6 protein-coding genes are annotated in these 6,129 nt (G+C 51.6%); 5 read left to right on the forward strand and 1 reads right to left on the reverse strand.

Translation table 11 applies throughout. From position 1 onward, the window contains the following. Window positions 1–33: 33 nt before the first annotated feature. A complete protein-coding gene (locus Q1A59_RS15395) occupies window positions 34–582 on the reverse strand; it encodes a macro domain-containing protein (RefSeq protein ID WP_299645207.1) in 549 nt (182 codons plus the stop codon). A gap of 261 nt (window positions 583–843) precedes the next feature. On the opposite strand from Q1A59_RS15395, the gene Q1A59_RS15400 reads away from it, so the two are divergent. From Q1A59_RS15400 to Q1A59_RS15420, 5 genes are all read left to right on the forward strand, one after another. Next, on the forward strand, window positions 844–1,896 hold the full coding sequence (locus Q1A59_RS15400) for an NYN domain-containing protein (RefSeq protein ID WP_299645208.1): 1,053 nt from the start codon (window positions 844–846) through the stop codon (window positions 1,894–1,896). A gap of 134 nt (window positions 1,897–2,030) precedes the next feature. Next, complete coding sequence (rsfS, locus tag Q1A59_RS15405) at window positions 2,031–2,381, forward strand: ribosome silencing factor (RefSeq protein ID WP_298402533.1); 351 nt, start codon at window positions 2,031–2,033, stop codon at window positions 2,379–2,381. Window positions 2,382–2,389: 8 nt separating this feature from the next. Then, entirely contained in the window at window positions 2,390–2,605 is a 216-nt protein-coding gene (locus Q1A59_RS15410; RefSeq protein ID WP_298402535.1) for a hypothetical protein, read from the forward strand. A 124-nt stretch (window positions 2,606–2,729) separates the two neighbouring features. Continuing rightward, window positions 2,730–3,431: an SDR family NAD(P)-dependent oxidoreductase gene (locus tag Q1A59_RS15415; RefSeq protein ID WP_299645209.1), complete on the forward strand. Its 702-nt coding sequence runs from the start codon at window positions 2,730–2,732 to the stop codon at window positions 3,429–3,431. 374 nt (window positions 3,432–3,805) lie between these two features. Next, a complete protein-coding gene (locus tag Q1A59_RS15420; protein WP_299645210.1) occupies window positions 3,806–5,887 on the forward strand; it encodes a fused MFS/spermidine synthase in 2,082 nt (693 codons plus the stop codon). The last annotated feature ends 242 nt before the right edge of the window (window positions 5,888–6,129 follow it).

Here is a 6,129-nt window from a genome sequence, read left to right on the forward strand (position 1 = left end):
CAACGCCGGATTGTTGCACCTTCCCGCCGGTTCTTATGCCTGCATCTGCGCTAACGCCTCCCGGTAAACCGGAAATGTATCGTGCCAGAGCACCATGCGCACCAGCGCCGGGGTCTGATGGAGCTGCAAATCTTCGCGGAGCGCGCGCAAGACCAACGGTGCTGCGCGCTCGACCGGGAATCCGTAGATGCCGGTGGCGATGCTAGGGAAGGCGATACTGTCCAGACCGTATTGGCGAGCCAACGCGAGACTGGCATGGTACGCGCTTATCAACAGCCGGTCGGCTTCTTCCGGTGCATAACGGCTAAAGATGGGTCCTACCGCGTGAATCACATACCGCGCCGGCAAAGCAAAACCGGGGGTAATTCGCGCCTCGCCGGTTGGGCAGGGAGCCACCGAGTTGCACGCCTGCTGCATCTGCTCGGCGCCAGCCGCGCGGAAGATTGCGCCGCATACCCCGCCGCCTTGCTGCAACGCCTCATTGGCGGCATTGACAATCGCATCGACCGCTTGCGTGACGAGATCCCCCTCAACCAGTTCAATCCGAGATTGGCCCACCTGCAGCGAGAGAACCTGAGCCATCGCGCGCCTCCTTGGCTTGCCTACAGCTTGTTCGATGTCGTATGTAACGAAGAAATGTAGCAGACCATGCGGAGTTTGTAAACCACTGTCGTCAAACGTGATCGTAGGTGCAGCGCTGCTGTACGTCGGGACGCGCTTGCCCATTGCGCACCGCCGGAGACGGCTGCGCCATCTCCCCCGATTCGCCACATCCTTTGCAACATTTACGCGCGCGCAACGTATCTTGTCGTAAAAGAATCCAGCTAGTTCCACGAGGTCACAATGCCACCATCACCGCTCAATCCCCTGCTCAGTAACATTACCGGTGTTTTCCGGCAGTTGGCCCACACCGCTCAGCATGTCGTACAACCAAACGACATCATCAAGGCACCGACCGCCCTGCTCGCGCCTGAACGTCGGGTGGCGCTGCTGATCGACGGCGAAAACTGCCCAGCCACTTACGCCGAACAGGTCATGCGCCACCTTGCCCACGAATATGGCGCAATCGTGGCGCGCCGGGTCTATGCCAACTGGTCATTGCCCAATAACTACAGTTGGATCGAGCCGGTGGCGCGCTACAATCTGCGCCCCATCCATCATGGCCGGGTGGCGACGAACAAGAACGCAATCGACATCTTGCTCACCGTTGAGGCAATGGAGCTGCTCTGCCAAGAGCAGATCACCTGTTTTTACCTCGCCGCCAGCGATAGCGACTACACACCGCTGGTCAACCGCTTGCGCGCTGCCGGCGCTGAAGTGATCGTGATCGGTAATGGCCATACGTCCGACTCCTTGAAAGAAGCGTGTAACCGCTTTATCCCGCTGGCCAAACCAGAACCGGCCAAGAGCGGCGAGAGTATGGATGAGAGCGGCCTTCAAGCTGCAAGCCTCGCACCGCTGCACAATATGCCCGCCATAACGCAACCGACCCAAGCTCTCCCTCTGCCATCATCCCTCACCACACCCACCTCTACTGGCGCGTTTGCATCCTTGGTTAGTGACACAAGCCCCTCTACCCAATCTTCCCCGTCACCAGCAGAGGCGTCTCCGACACCGGTCACGATCCGCCCCTTGCCCGACGCTGCGCTCCTGATAGTGCAAATCCTGCAATACATCAGCAGACGAACTATCGAAGGATGGGTCGGTGTAGGTGTGCTCGGCCAAAAACTGCGGCGTATCGACCCAACCTTCACTGCCAATCAGTCTGGCTACAATAAGCTATCACAACTGATTGCGGCGTGTGCGATCGAATATCCACGCTTCTTCGAGACACGGGAAGTGACACATAACCAACTCGATGTCCGACTCAAGGTGAGGGTATCTGTCTTTGGTTGAACAATTGGCCAACTGCCCACCAACCCTTCATTTGTGCTATCATGGCGTTGCAAAAACCGCGCGATCACGTTTTACAACCTGCGTCAAATATGATAGGATCAAGTTAACAACAACTCTACCCAACACAGGAGGACATGACCATCGAGACCGGAATGATTGCCCGCCGCATCGTCGAGCTGGTCGAAGACAAGCAGGCCCACGACATTATGCTGCTTGACATTCGTCCGCAGACAACCATCGCTGATTACTTCATCATCTGCACCGCCGACAACGATCGGCAGATGCGCGCGATCATCGACCACATCGACGAGAAGATTTCGATCGAGCACGGGTTAAACCCGCGTATCGAGGGGAGCGCCGACACCGGCTGGATCGTGCTCGACTATCGCGATATCGTCGTGCATATCTTTAGCCAGAGCCAGCGTGAGTACTATCGGCTCGAGCGCCTCTGGAGCAAGGCGATGCCGGTAGTCGTCGTACAGTGAGGAGTATTATGGGCAAGGAGACTACGCGGCGCAGAGCGGCGTCGCGACGCAAGCGGTTTGTATTGTTCGCCAGCGGCGCTGCGCTTGGCAGCGCGCTCGGCCTCATTGCCGGATCAGTCCTGACCTTCTGGCTAGGTGAGGGAGCGCTGCGCGCTATTCAGCGCGGTCTGCGCCGGCTCGGCGGCGATGATGGACGACCGCATTTTGACCTGCTGATGCAGTAGGCTATGCCGAATCGGGTAACGATGGAGTTGCCTGCAAGCGGATGCTCTCCGGTTGTCTGAGCATAGAAGGCGACTCTGGCGTTAGCATGCGCCAGAGTCGTTTGTATCAGCGAGAGGAGTGTGCATGGATCTGGAAGGAAAAGTGGCGATTGTCACCGGCGGAACCGGCGGGTTAGGAGTTGCGGTGGTGGAACGGCTGCTTGGCGCCGGTGCAACCGTAATCACCCCCTATGTTAATAAAGCGGCATTTGCGCAGTTACGCGAGCATTGCCCCACCGTGATTGGCACATGCGTCGATCTGACCGATGAAGCGGCGGCCAAGGCGGCCTATGACGCGATTGTGGCGACGCATGGCGGCATTGATATTCTGGTCAATTCAGCCGGCGGCTTCGCCGGCGGTGCGCCGGTGCATCAGACACCATGGTCACTCTGGCAAAGCCAGCTCGACATCAACCTCAAGACGGCGGTCATCTCGTGCGCAGCGGCGATCCCCCACATGATCGCGCGCGGCGGCGGCGCGATCGTCAATGTCAGCAGCCGCACCGCCACCCAAACCGGCGCCAACCTTGCCGCTTACGCCGCTGCCAAGCGCGCCGTGCTGCAACTAACCGAAGCGCTCGCCGCCGAACTCCTCCCGCACAATATTACTGTCAACGCCGTGCTGCCAAGTGTGATCGACACCCCCACCAACTGGGCAGCCATGCCCACTGCCAATCACGATCTCTGGGTTAAACCAGCCGAGATTGCTGCGGTGATCCATTTTCTCGTTGGCCCGAAAGCGCGCATCATCAGTGGCGCCGCTATTCCGGTGTACGGTAAGGCATAACCTCTCAGCGTTGAACCAGAACGAGGGCTGTGTACGAAAAAACAATGAGCTTACTCTTCCCACCCAATGCCTGAATCTTTTCTTGACATTGTGATGATTCTTTGATTACGGTCAACCCTGAAAACAAGCACGATTTAAACAACTAGATCTACTGTTGTATATGAGTACAAATCGTTCTTAGCCTCGCTCCTTGAGTCGAGATAAAACGGTGATTTGACCAACTTTTTTGCTGCGGTTTTGAATATGCCAGCCAGTATTCTGCTTTTTAACAAAATTATTTTCATGGTAAGAAATAGGTAACACTAATCTTATGATCTCTTTCGAGTAAATAAAAACGACATGGCTGATAACCTTTTCATTTATCGGAGCTTTCTATGAACAAATATATTATCAGTATATTTATTTCGGCTTTTTTACTATTTCAAGTACAGCCTATGATTGCACATTATATTCTGCCTTGGTTCGGCGGAACAAATGGGGTATGGTCAGCAGTAGTACTATTTTTTCAATTGATGCTTGTAGGAGGATATCTCTATGCCAATTGGTTGATCAAATCAGTGGATTACAAAAAGCAATGGAAAATACATAACATATTACTTCTATTTACAGTAGGAACAATAATATTTCTGAGTTTATCGTGGCCGGCACCAGTGATTCCAAGCACAAACTGGAAGCCGACATCAACTGAGCAACCTGTCATTTACATCCTATTCTTGCTAACTATTTCCGTAGGTCTGCCATATTTCACGCTCGCAAGCAATAGTCCCCTTATTCAGAGCTGGTTCGCGCAAACGCATGTTGGGCAATCTCCATACTGGTTATATGCTCTTTCTAATGCGGGATCGCTCCTTGGTTTGCTCTCTTACCCATTTTTGGTGGAGCCTTCTCTTAGGCTGAGCGAGCAAGGATGGTTATGGTCTGGATTGTATATTGTGTTTGCTGCGGTAACTTGTTTCATCGCTTGGTCTGTTCCTCGTACAAGAGATCAGATCGGTTACCACCGTGATAAGGACGTTCAAGCAACCTCAGCCCCTCAAACATCGTTCACTTCCTATCTGCTTTGGCTATCCCTAAGTGCGGTCGCTACGTTAATGATGCTGTCAGTGACAAACCGCCTAACACAAGAGGTTGCACCAGTTCCCCTGTTATGGATATTGCCGCTGACTATATATTTACTGTCATTTACTATTGCGTTTGCCGGTGAATTTTACTACCATCGTTTTGCCTTTTTCATTTTTTTGACGGTTACCTCAGTTGGAGTGATAGCTGCTCTCCTTATACCAACCATGCCAATCTTACTACAAATCGGCTCGTATCTACTGTTCATATTTGCAGTCTGCATGATTGCCCATGGAGAGCTATATCACTTGCGACCTGCACCTACTCAGCTAACTTCATTTTATCTACTGGTATCGATTGGTGGGGCGCTAGGAGGTTTTTTTGTAAATTTTATAGCACCTCTCATTTTTGATGACTATTGGGAATTATATATAGGATGGATTATCGTGTATTCGGTTCTTCTGTTTCTTGCCCCTAAAAAACTCAATACTCGAAGGCAAAGCTATCTGATAGGTTCAGTAGCAACTGTTATGATCATTTTCATTGGCTATATCATGTTGCCCGATCACCAAGATACTATCTGGAGGGATCGAAACTTCTATGGCGCGTTGCGAGTGGTGGAAAACAAGCAAGAAGGCCTTAATTTGCTTATACACGGCTCGACAGTGCACGGTACTCAATTTACTGCTGCTGATAAACGCGATATTCCTACTGGGTACTACCATCTAGACAGTGGGATCGGGTTAGCGTTGACTACTCACCCACATTATGGTCAATCGATGAAAGTAGGAATTATTGGGCTTGGGGTAGGCACATTAGCTGCCTATGGTCAGAAAGGCGACGTCTACCGCTTTTACGAAATCAATCCTCTCGTCATTAGCATAGCACAGGGAGAACACGGATTTTTTTCTTTCCTATCCGACAGTCAAGAACGAGGAGTAACCATTGAGATTGTTTCGGGTGATGCACGCCTCTCTTTAGAACAAGAACTCGCACGAGGAGAGGCACAGAGTTATGACCTCATTGTTGCTGATGCGTTTAGCAGTGATTCTATCCCTGTCCATCTCTTAACACTGGAAGCCTTCGCTCTCTATTTGCAACATCTCGCTCCAGATGGAATTCTTGCTGTCCATATCAGTAATCGCCACCTTGATCTGACACCTATCATTTGGAAAGCAGCGCGACATTTCGACTTGACTGTTGGGATCATTCGTACTGATGCTCCACCTGATAAAGAAGCTAGTTTCTTTCCTTCCGTGTGGGTTTTGTTAACTCGTCAACCCACCATATTCAATCACCCAAAGCTAGTTGGTAAGGTAGATACCCTTGAAAATGACACATCCAACTTACGCCCTTGGACAGATGACTACAGCAACTTATTGCAAGTTATAAAATAGTCAGTTATAATTTTTATAGTAATATACGGCTAATAATATCAGTTGTAGCGATGACTAGTCTCTGTACTGCTTTATGTCTCTACCGATACTATTTTGACATCCCCTTTCCCCTGCCCTACAATTACTCATAGCCCCGTTGCAACGTGACCAAGCTGTCAGCAATCATCTCATATGAGGTTGGTATGCCATCCGACGAGCAGACCTTGCTGCGCGAGCTTAACGATCTGCGCCAACGGTATGCC

The sequence above is a fragment of the uncultured Chloroflexus sp. genome (assembly GCF_937951745.1).
Classification (GTDB): Bacteria; Chloroflexota; Chloroflexia; order Chloroflexales; family Chloroflexaceae; genus Chloroflexus.

What these genes read in the sequence shown, in the direction of transcription:
- Q1A59_RS15395 (WP_299645207.1), bottom strand. Translation starts at nt 582, where the DNA reads ATGGCTCAGGTTCTCTCGCTGCAGGTGGGCCAATCTCGGATTGAACTG.
- Q1A59_RS15400 (WP_299645208.1), top strand. Translation starts at nt 844, where the DNA reads ATGCCACCATCACCGCTCAATCCCCTGCTCAGTAACATTACCGGTGTT.
- rsfS (WP_298402533.1), top strand. Translation starts at nt 2,031, where the DNA reads ATGACCATCGAGACCGGAATGATTGCCCGCCGCATCGTCGAGCTGGTC.
- Q1A59_RS15410 (WP_298402535.1), top strand. Translation starts at nt 2,390, where the DNA reads ATGGGCAAGGAGACTACGCGGCGCAGAGCGGCGTCGCGACGCAAGCGG.
- Q1A59_RS15415 (WP_299645209.1), top strand. Translation starts at nt 2,730, where the DNA reads ATGGATCTGGAAGGAAAAGTGGCGATTGTCACCGGCGGAACCGGCGGG.
- Q1A59_RS15420 (WP_299645210.1), top strand. Translation starts at nt 3,806, where the DNA reads ATGAACAAATATATTATCAGTATATTTATTTCGGCTTTTTTACTATTT.